The organism is Bordetella parapertussis, from assembly GCF_020735925.1.
Taxonomy (GTDB): Bacteria; Pseudomonadota; Gammaproteobacteria; order Burkholderiales; family Burkholderiaceae_B; genus Bordetella; species Bordetella pertussis.
The window spans coordinates 4,071,104-4,093,176 of the sequence record NZ_CP085971.1 but is presented as its reverse complement, the minus strand read 5'-3'; the positions used below and the strand labels follow the sequence as shown (position 1 = coordinate 4,093,176).

General features: G+C 68.4%; 18 protein-coding genes and 1 pseudogene. 9 read left to right on the top strand and 10 right to left on the bottom strand.

Going from position 1 to position 22,073, the window contains the following annotated elements; all coding sequences use genetic code 11:
• Positions 1-51: 51 nt before the first annotated feature.
• The 3 genes and pseudogenes from LK409_RS19320 to LK409_RS19310 form a co-directional block, all read right to left on the bottom strand.
• The gene (locus LK409_RS19320) at positions 52-1,038 is read right to left on the bottom strand and encodes a Bug family tripartite tricarboxylate transporter substrate binding protein (protein ID WP_003815708.1); all 987 of its coding nucleotides are present in this window, start codon (positions 1,036-1,038) and stop codon (positions 52-54) included.
• A gap of 81 nt (positions 1,039-1,119) precedes the next feature.
• Positions 1,120-2,430 (bottom strand): acyl-CoA dehydrogenase family protein, encoded by a 1,311-nt coding sequence (locus tag LK409_RS19315; RefSeq protein ID WP_226376448.1) that lies wholly within the window; start codon positions 2,428-2,430, stop codon positions 1,120-1,122.
• 49 nt (positions 2,431-2,479) lie between these two features.
• A pseudogene (locus LK409_RS19310) lies at positions 2,480-2,923 on the bottom strand (DNA alkylation response protein); the annotation flags it as partial.
• Between the two features lie 257 nt (positions 2,924-3,180).
• Here LK409_RS19310 and LK409_RS19305 point away from each other — a divergent pair.
• Together LK409_RS19305 and LK409_RS19300 are read left to right on the top strand one after the other, a co-directional pair.
• A complete protein-coding gene (locus tag LK409_RS19305) occupies positions 3,181-5,298 on the top strand; it encodes a 3-hydroxyacyl-CoA dehydrogenase NAD-binding domain-containing protein (RefSeq protein WP_010929449.1) in 2,118 nt (705 codons plus the stop codon).
• Between the two features lie 29 nt (positions 5,299-5,327).
• Positions 5,328-6,512 carry an acetyl-CoA C-acyltransferase gene (locus tag LK409_RS19300; RefSeq protein WP_033451441.1) on the top strand — a complete coding sequence of 395 codons (1,185 nt, stop codon included), beginning with the start codon at positions 5,328-5,330 and terminating at the stop codon, positions 6,510-6,512.
• 21 nt (positions 6,513-6,533) lie between these two features.
• Here the strand turns inward: LK409_RS19300 and LK409_RS19295 are convergent, their stop codons facing one another.
• Entirely contained in the window at positions 6,534-7,022 is a 489-nt protein-coding gene (locus tag LK409_RS19295) for an Lrp/AsnC family transcriptional regulator (RefSeq protein ID WP_003815701.1), read from the bottom strand.
• A 149-nt stretch (positions 7,023-7,171) separates the two neighbouring features.
• Here LK409_RS19295 and glmS point away from each other — a divergent pair, with 149 nt between their 5' ends.
• Positions 7,172-9,004, top strand: a complete 1,833-nt coding sequence (gene glmS / locus LK409_RS19290; protein ID WP_003815700.1) for a glutamine--fructose-6-phosphate transaminase (isomerizing) — start codon at positions 7,172-7,174, stop codon at positions 9,002-9,004.
• Positions 9,005-9,139: 135 nt separating this feature from the next.
• Here the strand turns inward: glmS and LK409_RS19285 are convergent, their stop codons facing one another.
• A complete protein-coding gene (locus LK409_RS19285; RefSeq protein WP_041937318.1) occupies positions 9,140-10,135 on the bottom strand; it encodes a LysR family transcriptional regulator in 996 nt (331 codons plus the stop codon).
• A 111-nt stretch (positions 10,136-10,246) separates the two neighbouring features.
• Between LK409_RS19285 and LK409_RS19280 the strand changes: the two genes are divergently transcribed.
• From LK409_RS19280 to LK409_RS19270, 3 genes are read left to right on the top strand one after another with little or no spacing between them, the layout of a single operon-like run.
• Positions 10,247-11,302, top strand: a complete 1,056-nt coding sequence (locus tag LK409_RS19280; RefSeq protein WP_010929447.1) for a Bug family tripartite tricarboxylate transporter substrate binding protein — start codon at positions 10,247-10,249, stop codon at positions 11,300-11,302.
• Positions 11,303-11,309: 7 nt separating this feature from the next.
• Positions 11,310-13,058 carry an acyclic terpene utilization AtuA family protein gene (locus LK409_RS19275; protein ID WP_010929446.1) on the top strand — a complete coding sequence of 583 codons (1,749 nt, stop codon included), beginning with the start codon at positions 11,310-11,312 and terminating at the stop codon, positions 13,056-13,058.
• 39 nt (positions 13,059-13,097) lie between these two features.
• Complete coding sequence (locus LK409_RS19270) at positions 13,098-14,072, top strand: tripartite tricarboxylate transporter substrate binding protein (RefSeq protein ID WP_010929445.1); 975 nt, start codon at positions 13,098-13,100, stop codon at positions 14,070-14,072.
• Between the two features lie 10 nt (positions 14,073-14,082).
• Here the strand turns inward: LK409_RS19270 and LK409_RS19265 are convergent, their stop codons facing one another.
• Genes LK409_RS19265 through LK409_RS19255 form a run of 3 tightly spaced genes read right to left on the bottom strand, consistent with a single transcriptional unit; the run spans position 14,083 to position 16,469 of the window.
• Complete coding sequence (locus LK409_RS19265) at positions 14,083-14,538, bottom strand: PaaI family thioesterase (protein WP_010929444.1); 456 nt, start codon at positions 14,536-14,538, stop codon at positions 14,083-14,085.
• Between the two features lie 12 nt (positions 14,539-14,550).
• Complete coding sequence (locus LK409_RS19260) at positions 14,551-15,759, bottom strand: CaiB/BaiF CoA transferase family protein (RefSeq protein ID WP_010929443.1); 1,209 nt, start codon at positions 15,757-15,759, stop codon at positions 14,551-14,553.
• Between the two features lie 2 nt (positions 15,760-15,761).
• Positions 15,762-16,469 carry a haloacid dehalogenase type II gene (locus tag LK409_RS19255; RefSeq protein WP_010929442.1) on the bottom strand — a complete coding sequence of 236 codons (708 nt, stop codon included), beginning with the start codon at positions 16,467-16,469 and terminating at the stop codon, positions 15,762-15,764.
• A gap of 229 nt (positions 16,470-16,698) precedes the next feature.
• Here LK409_RS19255 and LK409_RS19250 point away from each other — a divergent pair, with 229 nt between their 5' ends.
• On the top strand, positions 16,699-17,643 hold the full coding sequence (locus LK409_RS19250; RefSeq protein WP_010929441.1) for a LysR family transcriptional regulator: 945 nt from the start codon (positions 16,699-16,701) through the stop codon (positions 17,641-17,643).
• A gap of 15 nt (positions 17,644-17,658) precedes the next feature.
• Here LK409_RS19250 and LK409_RS19245 read toward each other — a convergent pair whose 3' ends face one another.
• Positions 17,659-18,627 (bottom strand): Bug family tripartite tricarboxylate transporter substrate binding protein, encoded by a 969-nt coding sequence (locus LK409_RS19245; RefSeq protein ID WP_010929440.1) that lies wholly within the window; start codon positions 18,625-18,627, stop codon positions 17,659-17,661.
• Positions 18,628-18,992: 365 nt separating this feature from the next.
• Between LK409_RS19245 and ctaD the strand changes: the two genes are divergently transcribed.
• Together ctaD and LK409_RS19235 are read left to right on the top strand one after the other, a co-directional pair.
• Positions 18,993-20,588 (top strand): cytochrome c oxidase subunit I, encoded by a 1,596-nt coding sequence (gene ctaD, locus LK409_RS19240; protein ID WP_010929439.1) that lies wholly within the window; start codon positions 18,993-18,995, stop codon positions 20,586-20,588.
• A gap of 27 nt (positions 20,589-20,615) precedes the next feature.
• Positions 20,616-21,161 (top strand): DUF2244 domain-containing protein, encoded by a 546-nt coding sequence (locus tag LK409_RS19235; RefSeq protein ID WP_003815472.1) that lies wholly within the window; start codon positions 20,616-20,618, stop codon positions 21,159-21,161.
• A gap of 32 nt (positions 21,162-21,193) precedes the next feature.
• Here LK409_RS19235 and LK409_RS19230 read toward each other — a convergent pair whose 3' ends face one another.
• The gene (locus LK409_RS19230; protein WP_003815471.1) at positions 21,194-21,904 is read right to left on the bottom strand and encodes a GntR family transcriptional regulator; all 711 of its coding nucleotides are present in this window, start codon (positions 21,902-21,904) and stop codon (positions 21,194-21,196) included.
• Positions 21,905-22,073 lie beyond the last annotated feature (169 nt).

Here is a 22,073-nt window from a genome sequence, read left to right as displayed (position 1 = left end):
GCGGCAGGGGCGTTGGATGAGTCGGAGTCGTCGCGGGTGGGTAGGGACTGGCTATTTGGCCGGCTTGAGGCCGGCGGCCTTGACCGTTGCTCCCCAGTCGGCCATCTCGGAGGCGATGAACTTGTCGTAGGCGTCGGGGCCGAGTCCGGCGACGGTCATCCCGAGGTTCTCGAAACGGGTTTGCATGGCAGGTTCGGCCAGTTGGCCCAGGATCTCCGCCGCCACGGCGTCGATGGCTGCGCGCGGGGTGCTGCGTGCCGCCGAAATGCCGAACCAGGAGAAGACGTCGAAATTCTCGATGCCGGACTCCTGGATGGTGGGGACGTCCGGGAAGTTGGGCGAGCGCTCGGCGGTGGATACGGCCAGCAGCCGCAGGCGCCCTTCCTTGACCAGGGCCGCGAAGGTGGGAATGTTCTCGATGGTGAAGAACACATCGCCCTGCAGCAGGCCCAGCATGTTGCCCGCGGCGCCCTTGAAGGGAATGTGCAGCAGATCGATGCCCAGGCGCTGGCCCAGCATCACGCACGAAAGGTGCGAGGTCGTGCCGATCGCCGCGGAGCTGAATACGCGTTTTTCGGGATCCTTGCGCAGCGTGTCGAACAGCTGCTGCGCGCTGGTGATGCCGGTATCCGAGCGCACGAACAAGCCGTTGGGCAGCGTGCAGCACCGCGCCACGCCCGGCAGGTCGGTATGCCAGTCGAACGGCACTTTCTCGTACAGCAGCACACTCAGTACGTTGGAGGCCAGGTTCGAGACGAAGAAGGTGTGGCCGTCGGTGGCCCGCGCGGCGTTGCCGGCGCCGATCAGGCCGCCGACCCCCGGCATGTTCTCGATCACCACGGACTGTCCGAACTTGCTTTGCAGCGGTTCCTGCAGGTTGCGCGCCACGATGTCGCTGGTGCCTCCCGCGGCGCCGCCGGAGATGAAGCGCAGATGGCGGGTCGGCCACGCCGGCCCCTGGCCGAAGGCCTGTCCGGCCAAGGCCGGGAACGCACTGGCGCCAAGCAGGGACAACAGCGCTCTACGTTTTTTCTGCATGGATGGCTCCTGATCGGAAAATGGGTGCGGCGGAAATCTCGTGGGCCAACGGGTGGCTGCTGGCGATGCGTTTGCAGGCGTTCATGCGGCGTTGGCGTCGAGCATGCCGGTCACGGCGTGCAGGGCTTCCAGCGTCACGGGTCGGTCGACGTCCAGCAGCAGGTCGGCGGCGCGCGACTCGCGCCGGGCATGCTCGCCATCGAATGGCTCGGCATGTTCGATGCGATGCATCAGCACCATCCAGCTCAGGAGCAGCCTGCGGGCATCGCCGGTCCTGGCGGCCAGCATGGCGCCTTCGTGGGCGAGCAGCACGGCGGTCATCACGTGATAAAGACGCGAGGAGGCCGACCGCGCAAGGTGTTCGAGCTGTGGATCGGCGGCGATCGCGGCGATACGTGCGACGGCTTCCTCTACGGCCTGCGTCAGCGCCGCGCCGTGGCGTGGCGGCACGCGGGCATCGCGAGCCAGCTCCATGAGGCGCTGGCGCAACGCCTCATGGGCGGCATCCCTGGCCACCGCGCGGGTGACGATGTCGAGCGCGTTGATGTTGCTGGTGCCTTCCCACAGCAGCCCGGTCTGGGCATCGCGCACCAGACGAGCATTGATCCATTCTTCGATGTAGCCGCTGCCGCCGCGCACTTCCATCGCTGCGGTGGCGACCGTCGCGTTGTCGCGGCAGGCTCGGAACTTCAGCAGCGCGGTGGCCAGCCGCACGATCTTCCTGTCCCGCGGATCGTCCGCGCCGGCGCGGTGCATCGTCGAGGCAACAAACATGCATGCCGACAACGCCTGCTCGGTGGGCACCATGATCTTCAACAGGCTGCGTTTCATCAGCGGATGCGCGATCACCGGTTTGCCGAAGGCGGCGCGACGGCGGGCGAAATGCAGGGATTCGTTCAGGCACCGGCGCATCATGCCGGCTGCGCGCACGCCGTGCGAGAGCCGCGAGGCGTTGATGGGCAGGGCGGCGTACCGTATGCCGTCCCTGCCCTGGCCGATGGCATGGGCGAGGGCGCCGTCGAAGACGACCTCGCCGGTGGCCATCGAACGGGTGCCCAGCTTGTTCTTGAGCCGCGCGATGCGGTAGCGATTGCGAGTGCCGTCTTCCAGCAAGCGAGGGACGACGAACATGCCAAGGCCGCGCGTTCCCGCCGGGGCGCCTTCCGGACGCGCCAGCACCAGCACGTAATCGGCGTCGATGGCGCTGCAGAACCATTTCTCGCCATATATCTTCCATGCGCTCCCGTCGAACCGGGCATGGGTGCCGATCCCGGCGAGGTCGGAGCCGCCGGTGCGCTCTGTCATGAAATGGCCAATTTTCAGCAGGGTACGCATATCCTGGCTGAGCATGCCGGCCATGCGTTGCTTGAGTGTGTCGTCGGCGTAACGCATGGATCATGCCGACCGCCGCATCGTTGCCATTGACGGGGCACAGCAAGCCGAACTCCGCCTGCGAGAACAGGTAGGTCAGCGTGTACTTGACCAGTGGCGACGCGTGGCCAGGCCAGCCGAGCACGCCGGGCTTGTGGCCGATCGCGGCCATGCCGAACTCGCTGAACGCGATCCGCTCCATTTCCCGGTATGCCGGGTGGTAGTCGATGCGGTCGACGTCGCGGCCGTGGCGGTCGCGCGGCGCCAGCGTCGGCGGATGCTTGTCCGCGGCGTCCGCCAGTTCGTCCAGCGTGTTGCCGGCCAGCTCGCCGAGCCGGTCGAAGTGCGGCGTGAAATGGCGCAACTCTTCGGTATCGGCGCAAAGCGCCAGCAGTTGGCGCAGCGATGGATCGAGGCGCCAGAAGTTCTGGCCCCGGCAGTCGTTCGGAATCGATTCGGCCGCGTCCGCGGTGCGGGGCCGTGATGGTGAAACTTCATGATTCGCCAGCGGCATGCGTGTTGTCTCCGTGTATGCGACCGGCTTCGAGGTATGCGCCAGTTCTGATGGAACGAAGAGTACCCAGGCCGCGAACATCGAATCAACGGCTGAGCGCAGTATTCATGCTTATGAATGAACAATTCGAATATGCGAATACTTGGCCTGATTGCGGCGAGGTTAGGCGTGTAGATTTCATGCTGTCCACGTTGCCCAGGCCAACGTGGCGATTTCGCTACACGTAGCATTTCCAACCAGCTGGAGGCAGGTCGAGAATGACGAACCCGGACTTCGAACACATCAAGCCGGTGGTGAGCGTTGCCCGGCATCGGAACGTAGCCGTCCTGAGCGTCGACAATCCGCCGGTCAACGCACTGTCGGATACGGTACGTGCCGGCCTGTGCTCGGCGCTGCGCGAGGCGGAAGCGGACCCCGCAGTGCGGGCGGTGGTGTTGGCGTGCGAGGGCAACACGTTCGTCGCCGGCGCGGATATCCGGGAGTTTGCGCGTGCGAAGGGCGCTGCCGAGGCAATCGATGTGCCCGCCGTGATCGAATCGTGCCGCAAGCCTGTCGTGGCGGCGCTGCATGGCCAGGCGCTCGGTGGCGGACTGGAACTCGCGCTTGCATGCCATGGCCGCGTCGCGCTGGCGGGATGCCGGCTCGGACTGCCGGAGATCACCCTGGGGCTGATTCCTGGCGGAGGCGGCACGCAGCGCCTGCCCCGTCTCATCGGATTGGAGGCGGCCGCCGAACTCATCCTGTCCGGCGCGACGATCGATGCCGAGACGGCGCGCGAGTCGGGCCTGCTCGACGCTGTCTGGCCGGACAGGCTGCGTGAACGGGCCATTGAATTCGCGGCATCCCTGGCCGATAGTTCTGCAGGCGTGCGCCGTGCCAGCACGTTGGCGCATCCGCCCATGTCGCCGCAGACCGGGCAGGACCTGCGCAAGATTGCCGAGTCCCGTCCTGCCGCGTTGCGCGCACCCCAGGCGGGCGCGCCGGCCGTGGAGGCCTTGTCGGCAGCGGCGCAGCCGGACTTTGCCCGCGGCCGGGCGCTCGAACGCGAGCTGTTCGCCCGATTGCGCGACGGCGAAGAGTCGCGCGCGTTGCGCGCGCTGTTTTTCGCCGAGCGTTCAGCCAGGCGCGTCGGGCTCGATGACGCCACGTCCGCGCCGCCGATGGCGCACGATGCCGCCGTGGTCGGCGCGGGGACGATGGGCCGGGGCATCGCCATCGCGCTGGCCGATGCGGGATTGCGCGTGCGATTGATCGATGTCGAGCAGGCCAGCCTGGACAGGGCGCTTGAAGCGATTCGCGCGCATTACCGGTCGCTTGCTGCGCGCGGCCGCATGACGGAGGCGGCGGCACGGGATGCCGTGGCACGGATCTCGCCTGCCAGCGACATGCAGGCGGCAGCCGAGGCCGACGTGGTGGTCGAGGCCGCCTTCGAGGATCTCGCGATCAAGCAGGCGATTTTCCGCCAGCTCGATAGCATTGTGCGGCCCGGGGCTGTCCTGGCGACCAACACGTCCACGCTCGATGTCGACGCGATCGCCGCCGCGACCCGGCGGCCGCAGGATGTCGTGGGCACCCATTTCTTCAGCCTGGCCAACGTGATGCGCCTGCTGGAGGTGGTGCGCGGCGCGCGCACCGCGCCACGGACGCTGGGAGCGGTGCTGGCATTGGGCCGCCGCATGGGCAAGGTATGCGTAACGGTTGGCGTATGCGATGGATTCGTCGCCAACCGCATGTCGGCCCACCGCGCCCGTCAGATAGAGTTGCTGCTGCAACACGGCGCGTTGCCGCAGGACATCGACCAGGCCGCGCGCGAGTTCGGGTTCAGCATGGGGCCGTGCGCGGCCACCGACCTGGCGGGCCTGGACATCAGTTGGCGCATCCGGCGTGGCAAGGGAGCACGCTCCCCCATTGCCGATGCCCTGTGCGAACTTGGCAGGTTTGGCCAGAAGGTTGGCCGCGGATATTTCTCCTATGCGCCTGGCAGCCGCGTCGCCGTCCCGGACCCCGAGGTCGAAGCGCTGATCCGGCGCATGGCGGAACAACTGGGCATACGCCGCCAATCGTTCGATCTCGCCACGATTACCGACCGGCTGATCCTGCCGGTGATCAACGAAGGCGCGCGTGTATTGCAGGATGGCGTTGCGCGGCGGGCTAGCGACATCGACCTGATCTGGGTCCACGGCTTCGGCTGGCCGGCACGGCGCGGCGGGCCCATGTTCCATGCCGAACGGGTAGGGTTGGCCAGCGTGTGCGACCGGCTCGCCCGCCTGGCCGACGCCCTGGAGGACGCTTCGTTGCAGCCGGCGCCGTTGTTGCGCGATCTCGCTACCCGCGGTGCCGGGTTTGCCTCGCTGCATGCCGCGCGCCAGGCATGACCGGCACATTCTCGACAGGAGACTCGAAGATGCTTGATGCAGTCATCGTATCGACGGCCCGCACGCCGATCGGCAAGGCCCGCCGCGGGGCGCTCAATCTGACGCACGGCGCCGACCTTGGCGCCCATGCCATACGCCATGCCGTCCTGCGGGCCGGCCTGGAGGCGGGCGAGGTCGAGGATGTCATTCTCGGATGCGGCTACCCGGAAGGCGGGACCGGCAGGAACGTCGCCCGGTTGAGCGCGCTGCGGGCCGGCATGCCGGTCACGGTTTCGGGCATGACGGTGCAGCGCGCCTGCAGCTCCGGCCTGCAGGCGATCGCAATCGCGGCCGGCCGGATCCGTACCGAAGGCGTGCCGGCGATCGTGGCCGGCGGTGTCGAGTCGGTCAGCCTGGTGCTGGACCATATCAACAGGTCGTCGCACCGCAACGAATGGCTGTCGGCGCACTTGCCGGGCATAGACATGACCATGATCGAGACGGCGGATCTGGTCGCGCAACGCTACGGTATTACGCGCGAGGCCCAGGATGAATACGCGTTGCGCAGCCAGCGCCTGACCGCGGCCGCGCAAGAGGCTGGCAGATTCGAGCACGAGATCGCGCCGATCCGCACGACCATGCGCACGATCGACCCGGCCACCGGCGAGGCCGTGCTGCGACAGGTGGAGTGCGCGCGGGACGAGGGCGCTCGTCCGGATACCTCGCTCGACAATCTTGCCCGGTTGGCGCCTGTGCGTGGCGACGGGCAATTCGTGACCGCAGGCAACGCCAGCCAGTTGTCCGATGGGGCCGCGGCCTGCGTCCTGATGTCCGGCCGCGAGGCTGCCCGACGCGGCCTGGAACCGCTGGGGGTGTTCCGCGGCTTCGCCACCGCCGGATGCGAGCCGCAGGAAATGGGTATCGGGCCCGTGCTGGCGGTGCCCAGGCTACTCGAACGCCATGGCCTGACGGTCGACGACATCGATCTGTGGGAACTCAACGAGGCCTTTGCCTGCCAGGTGCTTTATTGCCGGGACCGGCTGGGTATTCCCGACGCCCGCCTGAACGTCGACGGCGGCGCGATCTCGATCGGCCATCCATTTGGCATGAGCGGCGCCAGGATGGTCGGCCACGCACTGATCGAGGGCCGCCGCCGGGGGGCGCGCTACGTGGTGGTGACCATGTGCGTGGGTGGCGGCATGGGGGCGGCCGGCCTGCTGGAAGTCCAGCAGTGATTGGTACGGCCGGCCCGTGGCCTACCCGCCGATCCCGATGCGCGTCTCGAACTTGGCGCGGTGCACCGAGAAAAAGGTGCGCACGTTGCGCACATTGGCCTGGGCGGTGAACACCCGGTGGGCCAGGGCGTGGTAGGCCGGCATGTCGGCCACCTGTACGATCACCACGAAGTCCGGGCCGGGCGAGACGCGGTAGCACTGCAGCACCGCCGGTTCGTCCAGCAGGCTGGCCTCGAATTCGGCCAGGCGTTCGGCCGCCTGCACGTCCAGCGTGATTTCCACGATGGCCGTCAGCGTGCTGCCCACCTTGGCCGGCGCGACGATGGCCACCTGCTTTTCGATCACGCCTTCGTCCACCAGGCGGCGCACCCGGCGCAGGCAGGTCGGCGGCGAGGCGTGCACGCGCGCGGCCAGTTCCTGGTTGGTCAGGGCGCAGTCACGCTGCATTTGGTCGAGGATGCGGCGGTCCAGGTCATCCAAAGGGACGGAAGGATTAGGCGTGTTTTGCATGATTAATTCAAAATAACGCTCCGGAAGAAATTATATTTAATCATGTTTCTGTAAGAAAATAACCTTCCAAAATTCGTAGAATTAAGAAATCTAATTTCTTGGCGGGCAGCGCACAATGCGTCCGAACCTGAATTCTTAGGAGTCCACCCATGTGCGGCATTGTTGGCGCCGTCGCCCAGCGCGACATTACCCCGATCCTGATTGAAGGCCTCAAGCGCCTCGAGTACCGCGGCTACGATTCGTGCGGCGTCGCCCTGTATATGGACGGCCACCTGCGTCGCACGCGCAGCACCAAGCGCGTGGCGGAACTGTCCGAGCAGGTCGCCGAAGACAAGCTGGGCGGCTTCACCGGCATCGCCCACACGCGCTGGGCCACGCACGGCATTCCCGCCACCTACAACGCCCACCCGCATTTCTCGGCGCAGGGCAAGGACGAGCCGCGCATCGCGCTGGTGCACAACGGCATCATCGAGAACCACGAAGAGCTGCGCCAGGAGCTGCAGGGCGTGGGCTACGTGTTCGAAAGCCAGACCGACACCGAGGTCATCGCGCACCTGGTCAACCACCTGTATGCGGGCGATCTGTTCGAGGCGGTGCAGCAGGCCGTGCGCCGCCTGCAGGGCGCCTACGCCATCGCCGTGTTCTGCCGCGACGAGCCGCACCGCGTGGTCGGGGCCCGCCAGGGTTCGCCGCTGGTGGTCGGGCTGGGCCAGAACGAGAACTTCCTGGCCTCCGACGCGCTGGCCCTGGCCGGCACGACCGACCAGATCATCTACCTGGAAGACGGCGACGTGGTCGACCTGCAGCTGGCCCGCGTGTGGATCGTCGACCAGGCCGGCAAGCAGGTCGAGCGCAAGGCGCACACGGTGCAGGTGCACACCGGCGCGGCCGAGCTGGGCCCGTACCGCCACTTCATGCAGAAAGAGATCTTCGAGCAGCCGCGCGCCGTGGGCGACACGCTGCAGGACATCGAGTCGATCACGCCCGAGCTGTTCGGCGACGGCGCGTACAAGGTCTTCAAGGAGATCGATTCGCTGCTGATCCTGGCCTGCGGCACCAGCTACTACGCCGGCCTGACCGCCAAGTACTGGATCGAGTCCATCGCCCGCATCCCGGTGGCGGTGGAAATCGCCAGCGAGTATCGCTATCGCGACAGCGTGCCCAACCCCAATGCGCTGGTGGTCACCATCTCGCAGTCGGGCGAAACCGCCGACACCCTGGCCGCGCTCAAGCATGCGCGTTCGCTGGGCATGCAGCACACGCTGACGGTGTGCAACGTGGCCACCAGCGCCATGGTGCGCGAGTGCGAGCTGGCGTACATCACCCGCGCGGGCGTCGAGATCGGCGTGGCGTCGACCAAGGCCTTCACCACGCAGCTGACCGCGCTGTTCCTGCTGACGCTGGCCCTGGCGCAGACGCGCGGCCGCCTCACCGAGGAGCAGGAGGCCGAGCACCTGAAGGCCTTGCGCCACCTGCCCGCGGCCATCGGCGCGGTGCTGGCGCTGGAGCCGCAGATCATGGCCTGGGCCGACCGCTTCGCGTCCAAGGAAAACGCGCTGTTCCTGGGGCGCGGCATGCACTATCCGATCGCGCTGGAAGGCGCGCTCAAGCTGAAGGAAATCAGCTATATCCACGCCGAGGCCTATCCGGCCGGCGAACTCAAGCACGGCCCGCTGGCGCTGGTGACCGAGCACATGCCGGTGGTCACGATCGCGCCCAAGGACGCGTTGCTGGAGAAGCTGAAATCCAACATGCAGGAAGTGCGCGCGCGCGGCGGCGAGCTGTATGTGTTTGCCGATGCCGACAGCAAGATCGCCAACGCCGAGGGCATGCATGTGATCCGCATGCCCGAGTACTACGGCGCGCTCTCGCCCATCGTGCACACGATCCCGCTGCAGCTGCTGTCGTACCACACGGCGTGCGTGCGCGGCACCGACGTGGACAAGCCGCGCAACCTGGCCAAGAGCGTGACGGTGGAGTAAGCGGGAAAAGCCGGCGGCCGGTTAGGGAGGCTGTCCCCGCATGGAGACCGGCGCCTGCGGCATGGTGTGCCTGTCCCCGCGGGGACAGGCACACGCACGGGCAGGTGCCAGTCCTCATGTGGGACAGGCACCCCGTCATACGCCAGAGCGGTTGACGGTCAAGACGGTGTCCGTCCCCGCATGGGGGCCAGGCACGCCGAGCAACGGCCAGGCGACCGATGCCGCATGTTCGACCAGGTAGTCGTGGAAGGCGGCGGTGGCGGGCGAGGGCGTGCGCCCCGGCGGCGTGATCACGCCGATCTCGCGCAGCGCGGCCGGCCGCAGCGGCAACAGGCGGCAGGCGCCCAGGTCCAGCCCGTACAGCGAGCTGCGCGGCTGGATGCTGACGCCCATGCCGGAGGCGGCCAGCGCGACCAGCGAGGCCGTGCCGGTCAGCTCCTGAGCCGGCGCGGCGGCGATGCCGGCGGCGCGAAACAGGGTTTCGAGCCGTTCGCGCAGGTCGACGCCGCGCGGGTTGAGCAGCAGCGGCCGCCGCGCCAGCAATTCCAGGCTGGCGCTGGCGCGCCTGCGAAACAGCGCATCGGCGGCGGGCACGACGGCCAGCAGCGGCTCCTCGAACAGGGGCTGAAACCCGACCTCCACGTTGCGGGGGCTGCGCGAGGTGACGGCGATGTCCACCGCGCCCTGCTGTATCTGTTCGTGGGCGCGGCGCGAGTCGGCGTCGTGCATGCGGATGCGGATGCCCGGAAAGCGCGTCTGGAAGGCCCGCATCAACGGCGGCAGGAAGGTCGCCGCCAGCGAGGGCAGCACCGCCAGGACGATGGCGCCTTTCTGCAGGCGGCCTTCGTCGCGCAGTTGCGCCAGCACCCGCGCCAGTTCGCGCCCGGACAGCGAGAACACCTGTTCCAGGCGCCGGCCTTCGTCGGTCAGCCGTACGGTGCGGGTATCGCGGTGCAGCAACTTGACGCCCAGCGCGGCCTCCAGCTGCTGCACCTGTACGCTCAGCGTCGATTGCGAAATATGCAGCTGCGCTGCGGCGGCGCGGAAGCTGCCGCGGTCGGCGACCGCCGCGAAGCTGGCCAGCTGATTCAGATTGATGCGCCGCAGTACACCCAGCCAGCTTTCGTCCACTGATCGTCTCCGGTTATCAGTCGTTGCAAATATACCGTTTGTGGGCATGCCGGGGGCGTGCCTAACATGCCTTCGCAGCGCGCATCGACGCGCATTGAGGAGACTGAGGCCATGACATCCCGTGACGGCGCATGCCGCCCGCAGGTGGTATCGACGCGCGCCCTGAAAGGCGGGCTTTCCCTGGCGCGGCGCCGCGTGGCGCGCGCCTGCCTGCTGGCCACGGCGGGCCTGCTGGCCTGGCCGGCTGCGCAGGCGGCGGGCCCGGCCGGGGCGTATCCGGCCAAGCCGGTCACCATCATTGTTCCGTATGGGGCGGGGTCCAGCACCGACATCCTGACCCGGGTGCTGGCCAAGCACGTCTCGGCGCAGCTGGGCCAGCCTGTCATCGTCGAGAACAAGGCGGGCGCGGGCGGGGCGGTGGGCAGCGCGCAGGTGGCGCACGCCGCGCCCGACGGCTACCAGCTGGTGATGGGAACGATTTCATCGCACTCGATCAACCAGTCGATGATGAAGAACCTGCCGTACGACGTGCTGCGCGACTTCGCGCCCATTTCCCTGGTCGCCTATTTTCCCAACCTGCTGGCCGTCAACCGCGACCTGCCGGTCTCGAACCTGGCCGACGTGGTGAAGCTGGCCAAGCAGCGCGGCGGCCTGAACTTCGCCACCGGCGGCATCGGCTCGTCGGGCCAGATGGGCGGCGAGCTGCTCAAGCTGCGCACCGGCGCGCCGCTGAACCATGTGCCCTACAAGGAAGTGGGGCAGGCGGTGGCCGATACGGTCGCCGGCCACGTGCCGCTGCTGTTCTACCAGGTGCCGGCGCTGGTCTCGCAGATCCAGGGCGGCCAGCTCAAGGCGGTGGCGGTGCTGGCGCCCGAGCGCACGTCCCTGCTGCCGGACGTGCCGACCTCCACGGAGCAAGGCATCACGGATTTCGACGCCACGGCCTGGATGGGGCTGTTCGCGCCGGCCGGCACGCCCGCGCCGGTGGTGGAGCGGCTCAACGCGGCCGTCGCCGCCGCCGCGCGCGACCCGGCGCTGCAAAAGCAGCTCGCGCCGCAGGGATTCACGATGGTGGGCAACTCTTCCGAGGAGTTCCGCGCCTTCGTGCGCAAGGATATCGACAAATGGGCGGAGGTCGTCAAGGCGACCGGCGCCAGCATTCAGTGAGGCAGACTTGTCCGGCTACCAGACGATGGCATTGAGGGAGGTCGCGCATTCGCGATCGGGCGAGAAGGGCAACAGCAGCATGGTGTCGGTCATCGCCTATGACCCCGCCGACTACGAACTGCTGCGCGAACAGGTTACGGTGGAGCGCGTGCGCGAACTGTACGGCCCCATCGTCAAGGGCGGCATCGCGCGCTACGAGGTGCCGCGCATCGGCGTGCTCAATTTCGTCATGGACGAAGTGCTGGAAGGCGGCCGTTCGCGTACGCTGGCGTTCGAGGAATCGGGCAAGGCCCTGTCGTCGCTGATGCTGTCGCTGCCGGTGCGGGTGCCCGACGGCTACGTCGGCCGCGCCGCCCGCAACCAGGACAGTCCGCCGGCGCCCGGCGCAGGCGCGCGCGGCGGCCGGTCGGTCCGCCTGGGCTCGGCCACGGCGTGGTCGCGCGACCGCTTCGAGCCGGCGCTGGACCTGGTCGAGCGCGGCAAGGTGGATTACCTGTGCTTCGAAACCATGTCCGAGGTGACGATGAGCGCGGCGCAGGTCGCGCGCCTGGATGCGGACAGCACGGCAGCCTACGATCCCTACCTGGTGGCCCGGCTCGAGCCGGTGCTGGCGGCCTGCAAGGCCAAGGGCATACGCATCATCAGCAACCAGGGCTGGCTGGACCCGCGGGGCGCGGCGCGCCGGATCAAGGAGCTGGCCGCGCAGCTGGGCATCGCCGACCTGAAAGTGGCGGCGGTCAGCGGCGGCGAGCTGAGCGGACGCATCGCCGACCTGGGGCTGCGCTACAGCGAGGACGGCGAGCCGGTCGAACGCAGCCGCGACCGCATCGTCTCGGCCGAAGCCTATCTGGGGTGCGAAGGCATCGTGCGCGCGCTGGCCGACGGCGCCGATGTGGTGCTGACCACGCGCGTGGCCGACGCCTGCCTGTACCTCGGGCCGCTGGCGTTTGAGTTCGGCTGGTCGCTCGACGACCACGAGCAGATGGCGCGCGGCATGGTCATCGGCCATCTCATGGAGTGCGGCGCGCAGCTGTCGGGCGGCTATTTCGCCGACCCGGGCTACAAGGAGGTGCCCGGGCTGGAGCGCCTGGGCAACCCCATCGCCGAGGTGTCCGAGCAAGCCATCACGCTGAGCAAGCTGCCGGGCTCGGGCGGACTGCTCACGCCGGCCACGTGCAAGGAGCAGCTGCTCTACGAAGTGGCCGATCCGTCGCGCTACCTGGCGCCGGACTGCGTCACCAACCTGGGCGCGGTGGATTTCGTGCAGACGGCGCCCGACGAGGTGGCCGTGCTCATCCATGGCGAGGCGGGCCAGCCGCGTCCGCCCACGCTCAAGGCCCTGGTGGGCCTGCGCGAAGGCTACATGACCGAGGAGATGGTCATCTTCGCCGGCCCGGGGGCGCTGCGGCGCGCCCGCATGACGCAGGACATCCTGGAGCGGCGCTTCCAGGCCATCGGCCTGGACGCGCAGGAACTGCGCTTCGACTACCTGGGCATGAACGCCGTGCACCGCGAGGCGACCCCGGCGCCGGCCTGCGAACCCTACGAGGTCATCCTGCGCGTGGCGCTCAAGACGCGCGAGCGGCAGGAGGCCGAGAAGCTGCGCAAGGAGATCGATCCGCTGGCCGTCAACGGCGTGTCGGGCACCGGCAAATGGGCCACCAGCGCAAGCGGCTCGCGCGTGCGTTCGGTCATAGGGCTGAATTCCTGCCTGGTGCCGCGCGAACTGGTCGACATGCAAGTCACCCTCTATTGATACCAACCACTATCCGCCGACGCGGAGAGGATCCGTAACATGCGACCCATCGCTGCTGCATTCGTACTTGGCCTGCTGGCGTTTCACGGCGCGGGCGCCGCGGCCGGGGACGGCTGGCCGGCCCGCAAGGCGCTGACCATGGTGCTGCCGGCCGGCGCCGGCGGCTCGTCCGACCCGCTGGCGCGCCTGCTGGCGCTCGAAATGGGCCAGCGGCTGGGCCAGACCATCGTGGTGCAGAACCGGCCGGGCGCCGGCGGCAACGTGGGCATGGCCCAGGCGGCCCGGGCGCAGCCCGACGGCTACACCATGGTGATCTCGTGGACCGGCCCGCTGGCGACCAACCTGGCGCTGTACAAGGACGTGGGCTATGACCCGCGCGCCGACTTCGCGCCGGTGGGCATGGTGGGCTGCACGCCCAACGTGCTGGCGGTCAGCGGCGACTTCCCGGCCAACAGCCTCGCGGAGTTCGAGGCCTACGCCAAGACGAGAAAGAGCAAGCTGAGCTACGGCACCACCGGCGTGGGCAGCTCCTGGCACATCGCCGGCGAGATGCTCAGCCGCGAGATGGACAACGGCCTGGTGCACATTCCCTACCAGACCCCCGGCGCCGCGTTGACGGACATGAAGGCGGGCCGGCTCGACGCCATCTTCCCGGTGGTGCCGATGACGGTCGGGCACGTGCGCGCCGGCGACATGAAAGTGCTGGCGGTGTTTTCCAAGGAGCGCGCCTCGGTGCTGCCCGACGCGCCGGCCACGGTCGAGCAAGGCCGCGCCGACCTGATCAGCGACACCTGCTTCGCGCTGCTGGCGCCCAAGGGCGTGGACGCCGCCGCGCTGGCGGCGATGAACAAGACGCTTAACGAAGTGCTGCAGGATCCGGGCGCGCGGCCGAAGATCGAGGCCATGGGCATCCAGATCCGGGCGGGCGAGCCGGCCGCCCTGGCGCAGTACCTGGATTCGGAAATTCCGCGCCAGGCCCGGCTGGTGCAGGCCTCGGGCGCGACCGCGCAGTAGCGTCCCGGGGCTAGCGCGCCGCGGCGTCGACGCCCGGCGCGCGCGCCGGCGACAGCGCCTTCCAGGTGGAGGTGGCCATGGCCAGCGGCTCGCCTTGCGCGTCGGTCAGGGTCGACTTCAGGAACGAGACGCTGCGCCCGCGCTGCAGGAACTCGCCGCGGCAGTACACCGTGCCCTGGTGTACGGCCTTCAGGTATTGGGTCTTCATTTCCAGCGTCAGGCCGGCGCCCTGCACGTGGTTGAGCAGGTGTCCCATCGAGATGTCCATCACGGTGGCGATGATGCCGCCGTGCAGGCTGCCCTGCGGATTGAACAGGAAATCCTGGGGTTCGAAGACGATCAGGCACTGGCCGTCGGGGTAGCTGATGTCCAGGCCCAGCAGGCGGGCCAGGAAAAACTGTCCGAACTCGGGGCGCTGGGTGCGCAATGCGTCCTGGAAGGCGCGCAGGGCGGCGCTTTCGTCCATCGATGATTCTCCTCAGTTGCTGGTGGCGTGGGTGCGTATGATGCCGCGCGCGGCCAGGTCCGCCACGCGTTCGGGCTGCAAGCCGGCATGTTCGCACAGGATCGCCGCCGTGTGCTCGCCCAGCAGCGGGGGCGCGCGATGCGCCGCCGTCCCGGCCCCGTCGAAGCGGAACGGGCTGGCGATGTTGCGCACCTGTCCGGCGCTCGGGTGCGGCATGTCGAACACCATGCCGCGCGACACCAGTTGCTCGGCCTCGCAGACCTCGGCCACCGAGCGTATGTCGCCGCACGGCACGCCGGCTTCGCGCAGCGCGGCGATCCAGTATGCGCGCGGTTTCGCGGCGATCAGGGCGGCGATGCGCGGCACCAGTTCGGCGCGCAGCGCGACGCGGTCGGCGGCGCGCGCGTAGCGCGGGTCGTCGGCCAGGTCGGGGCGCGCGATCACGCCGCAGAACAATTGCCAGAACTTGTCGTTGGCCACGCCGATGTTCAGCCAGCCGTCGGCGGCCTGGAACGTCTCGTACGGCGCGATGGTCGGGTGCGCGTTGCCGCGCCGCGTGGGGCTGGCGCCGGTGGTGAAGTAGATGCCGGCGTTGAAGGTCAGCAGCGACGCCATGCAGTCGAGCATGGCGATGCCGACGTGGCGGCCCTGTCCGCTGGACGCGCGTTCCAGCAGCGCCGCGGTGATGGCCTGGGAGGCGAACTGGCCGGTGATCAGGTCGGCGATGGAGGTGCCGATCTTGGTCGGCAGGCCGGCCGGGTCGCCCGTGATGTCCATGATGCCCGATTCGCCCTGGATGATCAGGTCATAGCCGGGCCGCTGCGCATCGGGGCCGCTGTCGCCGAAGCCGGTGATCGAGCAGCTGACCAGGCGCGGGTTGGCGGCCCGCAGCGCGTCGTATCCGAGGCCGAGCCGCGCCATCGTGCCGGGCCGGAAGTTGTCGATGACGACGTCGCTGGCGCGCGCCAGCGCGCGCAGCAGCTCCTTGCCTTCGGGCTGCTTGAGGTCGATGGCGCAGCTGCGCTTGTTGCGGTTTACCGAAAGGAAATAGGCGCTTTCGCCGCCGCTGAACGGAGGCCCGAAGGCGCGGCTGTCGTCGCCATGGACCGGCTCTTCTATCTTGATGACCTCGGCGCCCAGGTCGCCCAGCAGCATGGTGCAGAACGGGCCGGACACCACCCGCGTCAGCTCCAGGACGCGTATTCCGTGCAGCGGCGACATGCTTAGCCCACCATCGCGTCGGCCAGCGACTTCATGTCGTCGACCCACAGGTCGGGCTGGTGCGGCGTGCCGCCGAACGGACGCTTGCGGCGGTCGATGAAGGCGCTGTGCATGCCGGCCGATTTGGCGCCCAGGCAGTCGAACGCGTGGTTGGCCACGAACAGCACCTCATCCATGCGCACGCCTTCGATTTCGGCGGCCTTGGCGTAGGTGGCCACGTGCGGCTTGAACGAATTGGCCTCGGCCACCGAGATGACGTTGTCGAACGGGATGCCGTGATGGCGCTTGGCGGTTTCCAGCATGTCGCGGTCGCCGTTGGACAGCGCCACGATGCGGTAGCGGGTCTGCAGGCGCGCCAATGCCTCGGGCACGTCCGGGAAGGGCTTGAGCTGTTCGATGCAGCCGACCAGGTAGCGCACCTCCTCGGCGGTGTGCGCGATGCCGGCGCGCTCCAGCGTGTAGGCCACGGCGCGGTGGCCGATTTCGCGGTACGGCGTGTGTTCCTGGTGCAGCAAGGCGTCGATCATCGAGTTCTCGAAGTGCGTGCGGCGCCACCAGGTCACGAACGAATTGGGGTTGCCGGTCCAGCCCTTTTCCTTGAGGTAGGGGGCGGCGATCTCCACCAGCCCTTTCTGCATGTCGACCACCGTTCCGTACTGGTCGAACATGACTACCTTGATCTTTTGCTTGAGAGTTTCTGCGGTCGCCATGTGGTTTCTCCTGGTTGGCGTGAAAGCGCGTGTGTCGCGGCCCTGCCATGTTCGGTTCCGGCTATATATTCGTCCAATGGATAGTCATTATGGAATTATTCTTTATGTCAATAATTCGCCTGGACAGGCGTGAAATAACGCTGGTCACGAGGAATCGTTGCGACAGAACGCGCCGGCGCGGCGTCGCCTGCATTAGAATTCGGCAGTCTTTTCCGCTACGGGAACTGTCATGCGCGCCGCCGTCAATCTGCGATCGGTCGATCTGAACCTGCTGGTGTTTTTCGACGCGCTCATGACCGAGCGCCATGTTACCCGCGCCGCCGACCGCATCGCGGTCAGCCAGCCCGCGATGAGCAACGCGTTGTCGCGGCTGCGCATGGTGTTCAAGGACGAGCTGTTCGTGCGCACGGCCAAGGGCATGGAGCCCACGCCGCGCGCGCTGGAGCTGGGCGAGAGCGTGCACGCCACGCTGCAGCAGGCCGCGCGCCTGATGACCAGCGACATCCAGTTCGATCCATCCAGCACGCAGCGCCAGTTCACCCTGCGCATGTCGGACCTGGTGGGCACGCTGGTCCTGCCGGCCCTGATGGCGCGGGTGGACGCGGCGGCGCCCGGGCTGGCCATCGATACCGTGCATCTTTCGCCCGAGCAGACCATCGAGGCGCTGGAGGCCGATCGCCTGGACCTGGCCGTCAGCATGGAGCTGCAGCACACCAGCGCGATCCGCGCCGAGGCCCTGTTCAGCGACAGGATGGTGTGCGTGCTGCGCAAGGGGCACCCGCTGGCCGGGCGCCGGTTGACGCTCAAGCAGTTCCTCGCGTACCGCCATGTGCGCGTTTCGATGAGCCCTACCGACATCCGCTTCGTCGACAGCGTGCTGGCCGGCCAGGGCCTGCGCCGCGAGGTGGCGCTGAACGTGACGCACTGGCTGCTGGTGCCGGCCGTGCTGCGCGACACGGACCTGCTGGCGGTGATGTCCGAGCGGGCGGCGCAGCGCATCGCGGGGCCGGACACCATGATCCGGCCCTTGCCGTTCGCCACGCCCGGCTTTCAATGGGCCTTGTACTGGCATCGGCGCTACGAGCACAGCCGCGCCCATCAATGGCTGCGCGAGCAGGTGCGGGCGGTGGCGCCGCAGGGCCAGGGCCTGTCCACGCCCGGCGCGGCGGGGTGAACAGGCCGCCGGCGGTCAGCCGATCTTGATGCCCAGTTCGCGCACCGCTTTCTGCCAGCGCTGGTTCTCGGCGCGCACGTAGTCCTGCAGGGCGGCCGGCTCCATGGCCGGCGGGACTTCGGCGCCCTGGCTGCGCCAGGCCTCCAGCACCGCCGGCGCCTTCAGCGATTGCGCGATGCCGGCGCGCAGGCGCGCCAGCACGTCGGCCGGCGTGCCCGCCGGCGCCCACCAGGCATACCAGATCGATGCATCCATCGCCGGTCCTCCGGCCTCCTTGAGCGTGGGCGCATCGGGAAAGGCCGGGCTGCGGGCGTTGGACGTGACGGCCAGCAGCCTGATGTTGCTGGTCCTCACCTGTGGCGCGGAGGTGCCCAGCCCGTCGAACATCAGGTCGCACTGGCCGCCGATCAGGTCCTGCATGGCGGGCGCGGTGCCGCGGTACGGAATGTGCGTCATGGAAACGCCGGCCAGCTGGCTGAAGGTGGCGGCCACGATGTGTTGCGCGGTGCCGCTGCCCGACGAGCAATAGTTCAGCTTGCCGGGGTTCTTCCTGGCATATGCGATCAGTTCCTCGACGTTGCGAAACGGCGCCTTGTTGGTGACCACCAGCACGTTGGGCACTTTGGCCACCAGCGCCACCGGCACGAAATCGCGGTCCATGTCGTAGCCGCGGTTCGGGTAGAGGCCCTCGGCCATCATCTGGTGCACGCCGCCGGCCAGCAGGTGATAGCCGTCGGGCGGCGCGGTGGCGGCGCGTTGCACGCCGATGGTGCCGCCGGCGCCCGGGCGGTTGTCCACCACCACCGTCTGGCCCAGTTCCTCTCCCAGCTTGGCGGCCACCGGGCGCGTGAACGTATCGACGCCGCCGCCCGGGTTGTACGGCACCACGACTTGCACGGGCTTGTCGGGCCAGGCCGCCGTCGCCGCCGCCGTGGCGCAGGCCAGCGCGAGGATGCCGGCCGCTTGGCATACCTTCTTCTTCATCTCGTTGTCTCCTTTGTGCCGGCCCGCCGGTGTGCAGGGGGGTGGTCCGGCCGCGCGCGCGCTTGGCGCTGGCGGTCCGGGCGGGCCTGACAAAATGGTAGGTAGCCGGCGCAGATACGACTAATGGATAGTTGGTATGGATATATTGACGGCGTCAATGATGCGGCGCGGCCGCGCGGTGCGCGCGGCATGCCTTATGGGGCCGCATCAAAGACCATGCTGGCGGTGTGCTTGCGGTGGCGCAGCGGCGCCATAAGGCGTACAACTGAGCGCTGGAGCCGATCCGGCTCCCGGCCGCCACCCTGGCGGCGGGCTCGGCAGCATAGGCCCGGCCGGTGGCGCCGCCATGTTCCCGGAGGCGCGACATGAGTACCATTGTCCACGATCACAGTCCTTCGGCCGGCCATGCCGACCATCACGCCGCGCCCAGCGGGTGGCGACGATGGTTGTTCGCGACCAACCACAAGGACATCGGGACGATGTACCTGATCTTCTCGCTGGTGATGCTCATGGTGGGCGGCGTGCTGGCGCTGGCCGTGCGTACCGAGCTGTTCGAGCCGGGCCTGCAGTTCTTCCGCCCCGAGCTGTTCAACCAGTTCACCACCATGCACGGCCTGATCATGATCTTCGGGGCCATCATGCCGGCGTTCGTGGGCTTCGCCAACTGGATGATCCCCTTGCAGATCGGCGCCTCCGACATGGCGTTCGCCCGCATGAACAACTTCAGCTTCTGGCTGCTGCCGGTGGCTTCGGTGCTCCTGCTCAGTTCGTTCTGGGTCGACGGCGGCGCCACCGCCGCCGGCTGGACGCTGTACGCGCCGCTGTCGCTGCAGATGGGCCCGGGCATGGACCTGACCATTTTCGCGGTGCACATCATGGGCGCCTCGTCCATCATGGGCGCGATCAACATCATGGTGACCATCCTCAACATGCGCGCGCCCGGCATGACGCTGATGCGCATGCCGCTGTTCTGCTGGACCTGGCTGATCACCGCGTTCCTGCTGCTGGCCGTGATGCCGGTGCTGGCGGCGGGCATCACCATGCTGCTGACCGACCGCCATTTCGGCACCGGCTTCTTCAACGCGGCGGCGGGCGGCGACCCGGTGATGTACCAGCACGTGTTCTGGTTCTTCGGGCATCCCGAGGTCTACATCATGATCCTGCCGGCCTTCGGCATCGTATCGGCCGTGGTGCCGGCGTTCTCGCGCAAGAAGCTGTTCGGCTATGCATCCATGGTGTACGCCACGGCGTCGATCGCGGTGCTGTCGTTCCTGGTGTGGGCGCACCACATGTTCACCACGGGCATCCCGGTGGTCGGCCAGCTGTTCTTCATGTACGCCACCATGCTGATCTCGATCCCGACCGGCGTGAAGGTGTTCAATTGGGTGGCCACCATGTGGCGCGGCTCGCTCAGCTTCGAGACGCCGATGCTGTTCGCGGTGGGTTTCATCTTCGTGTTCACGGTCGGCGGCTTCACCGGCCTCATCCTGGCGGTGGCGCCGATCGACATCCAGGTGCACGACACCTACTACGTGGTGGCGCACTTCCACTACGTGCTGGTGGCGGGCTCGCTGTTCGCGCTGTTCGCCGGCGCGTATTACTGGCTGCCCAAATGGACCGGCCGCATGTACGACGAGAAGCTGGGCAAGCTGCACTTCTGGTCCACCATGATCTCGTTCAACGTGACCTTCTTCCCGATGCACTTCCTGGGCCTGGCCGGCATGCCGCGCCGCTACGCCGACTACGCCGCGCAGTTCACCACCTTCCACCAGGTGGCCACCATCGGCGCGATCTGGTTCGGCCTGTCGCAGTTCATCTTCGTCTGGGCGGCGCTGCGCTGCTACCGCGGCAAGGGCGAGGTGGCCACGGCCAAGCCGTGGGACGGCGCCGAGGGGCTGGAGTGGACCGTGCCGTCGCCCGCGCCGCATCATACGTTCGTGACGCCGCCCGAGGTCAAGTAGGCCCCGGAACCCCCAGGCTGGCAGGCCATGCGCGACACGCTTTCCCATCCTCTTCTGCCGCAGGCCGGCGCGCAGGGCGCCGCGCCGTGCCGCTGGAGCCTGCGGCGCAGCAGCGTGGCGCCGGCCCAGTTCATGGCCGGCATGGGCATCATGGCGGCCATCGCCGTGCTGGTGGGGCTGGCGGGCGCGGCCTACGGATTGTGGGCGATCACCGCCTGGTGCGTGGTCGAGCTGGCGTTCATCGCGCTGGCCGGCTGGCATTTCGCGCGCCATGCGCGCGATGGCGAGGACATCGAACTGCGGGCCGACGGCACGCTGGTCGTCGAGGTCCACGACGGCGAACGCGTGTCGCGCCATGTCTTCGACCGCGGCCGCGCGCGCGTCATCCGCCACCGCGCCTGGTCGGCCGCGGACGAATCGCTGTGGCTGCATTGCGGCCGCCGCCAGGTGCGGCTGGCGCGCTACCTGGACCGGCGCCGCACCTGTGCCTTCGAGACCGACATCCGCCAGGCGCTGGGCACGGGCCCATCCAGGGCGCCGCGCCTGGGCGCGGCCGACACGCTGTTTGAATGAGCAGGATCCTGGCGCCGCGGGGACCGCGGCGATCAACGGATCCCGGACGCCGCCGCCAGGCTGCGCAGCGCCGCCTCGCACTTGCGCCGCAGGTGGCCGCGCATGAGGTCGGCCAGCCGTTCGGCGTCGCGCGCCTGCAGGGCGTCGGCCATCGCCATGTGCTCGCGCATCGCCTGGTCCCATTTGTGGCGGTCTTCGTTGGAAACGTAGCGCAGGTTCTGGATGCGCGCGTTCTGCGCGTCGTACAGCTGCTTGAGCAGGGCGTTGCGCGCGGCCAGGCCGATGCGCTCGTGGATGGCGCGGTTGGCGCGGAAGTACGACGGCAGGTCGCGCCGCGCGTGGCTGGCCATCATCTCGTAGGTCAGCGCGCGGATCTCGGCGATCTCCTGGTCGGTGGCGCGCGCGCAGGCCAGGCGGCACGACATCTCCTCCAGCCCGCCGATGACTTCGAAGGCTTCGCGGATATCGGCGGCGGACAGGGCCACCACTTGGGCGCCGCGTTTCGGTTCGATGCGCACCAGGCCCTCGGCGGCCAGCGCGCGCAGCGCCTCGCGCAGCGGCGTGCGCGATACGCCGAGCTGGTCGCACAGCGCGCGTTCGTTGAGCCGCGCGCCGGGCGGGAAATCACCCTGGATGATGCGTTCGCGCAGGCGGGCGGCCACGGTGGCGGGCAGGGTGCCGCCGCCCGCGGCGCCTTCGGCGCAGGCGCTGGCCGAGGGCGGCAGGCTGACTTCGAGGCTCATTGGTATACCAGGTTTCGGGGGTCTGCCCACGACTATACGTGCCTCGATCGCGTCGCGATCATGCGTGAATACCCTAGGCCATCGCGCCAATTCAATAGGCTAGAGTGGCACGAGCCCGGCGCGGGATGGCCGGGCCCGTATCGCCCGCCCGCGTCGCGGCTTGAGTTGG

Excerpts from the sequence above, each read along its gene's own strand:
- LK409_RS19320 (WP_003815708.1), bottom strand. The coding sequence starts at position 1,038 with ATGCAGAAAAAACGTAGAGCGCTGTTGTCCCTGCTTGGCGCCAGTGCG.
- LK409_RS19315 (WP_226376448.1), bottom strand. The coding sequence starts at position 2,430 with ATGCGTTACGCCGACGACACACTCAAGCAACGCATGGCCGGCATGCTC.
- LK409_RS19305 (WP_010929449.1), top strand. The coding sequence starts at position 3,181 with ATGACGAACCCGGACTTCGAACACATCAAGCCGGTGGTGAGCGTTGCC.
- LK409_RS19300 (WP_033451441.1), top strand. The coding sequence starts at position 5,328 with ATGCTTGATGCAGTCATCGTATCGACGGCCCGCACGCCGATCGGCAAG.
- LK409_RS19295 (WP_003815701.1), bottom strand. The coding sequence starts at position 7,022 with ATGCAAAACACGCCTAATCCTTCCGTCCCTTTGGATGACCTGGACCGC.
- glmS (WP_003815700.1), top strand. The coding sequence starts at position 7,172 with ATGTGCGGCATTGTTGGCGCCGTCGCCCAGCGCGACATTACCCCGATC.
- LK409_RS19280 (WP_010929447.1), top strand. The coding sequence starts at position 10,247 with ATGACATCCCGTGACGGCGCATGCCGCCCGCAGGTGGTATCGACGCGC.
- LK409_RS19270 (WP_010929445.1), top strand. The coding sequence starts at position 13,098 with ATGCGACCCATCGCTGCTGCATTCGTACTTGGCCTGCTGGCGTTTCAC.
- LK409_RS19265 (WP_010929444.1), bottom strand. The coding sequence starts at position 14,538 with ATGGACGAAAGCGCCGCCCTGCGCGCCTTCCAGGACGCATTGCGCACC.
- LK409_RS19260 (WP_010929443.1), bottom strand. The coding sequence starts at position 15,759 with ATGTCGCCGCTGCACGGAATACGCGTCCTGGAGCTGACGCGGGTGGTG.
- LK409_RS19255 (WP_010929442.1), bottom strand. The coding sequence starts at position 16,469 with ATGGCGACCGCAGAAACTCTCAAGCAAAAGATCAAGGTAGTCATGTTC.
- LK409_RS19250 (WP_010929441.1), top strand. The coding sequence starts at position 16,699 with ATGCGCGCCGCCGTCAATCTGCGATCGGTCGATCTGAACCTGCTGGTG.
- LK409_RS19245 (WP_010929440.1), bottom strand. The coding sequence starts at position 18,627 with ATGAAGAAGAAGGTATGCCAAGCGGCCGGCATCCTCGCGCTGGCCTGC.
- ctaD (WP_010929439.1), top strand. The coding sequence starts at position 18,993 with ATGAGTACCATTGTCCACGATCACAGTCCTTCGGCCGGCCATGCCGAC.
- LK409_RS19235 (WP_003815472.1), top strand. The coding sequence starts at position 20,616 with ATGCGCGACACGCTTTCCCATCCTCTTCTGCCGCAGGCCGGCGCGCAG.
- LK409_RS19230 (WP_003815471.1), bottom strand. The coding sequence starts at position 21,904 with ATGAGCCTCGAAGTCAGCCTGCCGCCCTCGGCCAGCGCCTGCGCCGAA.